This window comes from Nocardiopsis sp. CC223A (assembly GCF_030766825.1).
Taxonomy (GTDB): domain Bacteria; phylum Actinomycetota; class Actinomycetes; order Streptosporangiales; family Streptosporangiaceae; genus Nocardiopsis.
This window is the reverse complement of the sequence record NZ_JASFDV010000185.1, coordinates 1-887: the sequence shown is the minus strand read 5'-3', so window position 1 is coordinate 887 and position 887 is coordinate 1. Positions and strand designations below refer to the sequence as shown.

The 887-nt window shown below is 72.0% G+C and carries 1 protein-coding gene; it reads right to left on the bottom strand.

All coding sequences use genetic code 11. The features are described 5' to 3' along the window. Positions 1-857: serine/threonine-protein kinase (locus tag QJS33_RS31270; protein WP_306371675.1), on the bottom strand; the 857-nt coding region annotated here is incomplete at its 3' end. Positions 858-887: the final 30 nt, after the last annotated feature.

Here is an 887-nt window from a genome sequence, read left to right as displayed (position 1 = left end):
GCGTGGCCGCCGCCGTGCGCTCCGGTACCGCCCGCCCCGCCGCGTTCGTTGAGCAGGGCCAGCGCCCCGTCCACGGTCAGCCGCCGGTCGGGGTCGCGTTCCAGCAGCCCGGCGATGACGGGGGTGAGGCGGCCCGCTCGGCGCATCGGGGGCAGCGGGGCGCCCAGCACCGCCGCGATGGCCGCGGTGATGGAGTCGCGGCGGAACGGGGAGAGGCCCTCGACCGTGGCGAACAGTGTCACGCCGATGCTCCACAGGTCGCCCCGGTGCTCGGCGGGACCGCCCTCCAGTCGTTCGGGCGGCATGTACTCGGGGGAGCCGATCAGGGCGCCGGTGCGGGTGATGCTCGGTCCGCCCTCCATCGTGGCGATGCCGAAGTCGGTGAGGATGACCCGGCCGTCGGCGGACATCATGATGTTGCCGGGTTTGATGTCGCGGTGCAGGACCCCGGCGGCGTCGGCCGATCGGACCGCTTCGAGCAGGGCCCCGGCGATGGTCGCGGTGGTCTCCACGTCCAGGGCGCCGCGCTGTTCGAGCAGGTCTTGGAGGGAGCCGCCCTCGATGAGCTCCATCACGACCCATGGGTCGCCCTCGAAGTCGAACACGTCGTGGATGGTGATGACGGAGGGGTGGGAGATGCGGGCGGCGGACCGGGCCTCCCGGCGTACCCGGGCGTGGGCGTCGGCGCGTTCCGCGTCGGTGAAGTGGTCGGGCAGGAGCACCTGTTTGATCGCGACGGTGCGGTCCAGGGACGGGTCGAAGGCCTCCCAGACGACGCCCATGCCACCCCGGCCGAGTTCTCGGCGCAGGATGTAACGGTTCGCGACGATGCGTTCACTGTCGCTGTTGCTCGACATGTACTGCCCTCTCGGACGCGGGCTCGTGCT